This is a genomic window from Streptococcus sp. LYSM12, from assembly GCF_004569635.1.
Classification (GTDB): domain Bacteria; phylum Bacillota; class Bacilli; order Lactobacillales; family Streptococcaceae; genus Streptococcus.
Genome location: NZ_SPOZ01000076.1, coordinates 1 through 529 on the forward strand (window position 1 = coordinate 1; position 529 = coordinate 529).

The 529-nt window shown below is 52.0% G+C and carries 1 pseudogene; it reads left to right on the forward strand.

The features are described 5' to 3' along the window. Positions 1–529: pseudogene (locus tag E4T79_RS10760) on the forward strand (RHS repeat protein); the annotation flags it as partial.

Genomic DNA, 529 nt, shown 5'->3' on the forward strand with positions numbered 1-529 from the left:
GAAACCACGTATAGCTACGACGAAGCAGGTAACCTTGAGAAACTGACCAGTCCGTCAGGCGCGACCACCCGCTTTAGCTATACGACCCTTGACCAGCTCAAGACCATTACCAGTCCGACCGGTCGAGAGCTTGCTTCCCACTATGACCCAGTCGGTCAAGTAACCAAGCGTATAATCAACGGCAAGCGGGAGACCAGTTATAGCTACGACCCCAATGGGAACCTCCTCGAGGAAACCAATCCTCTGGGGCAAGTGACCAAGCGGACCTATGATGCCCTTAATCGCTTGACCAGTGAGAGTGATACCGCAGGGCAGCTCCAGCTCTACAGCTATGACCATGACAACCATGTGACCAAGGTTATGAATGAAGCGGGTGGTCAAGCCACCAGGACCTATGATGGTAATGGCAATCTGACCAGTGTCCTATCTGGTAGTGAGCGCATCAAGAGCTATAGCTATGACCTGAAAGACCAGTTGATTTCAGCTACTCAAGGGTTAGGTGACAAGGCGTCAACCTCCACCTATACCT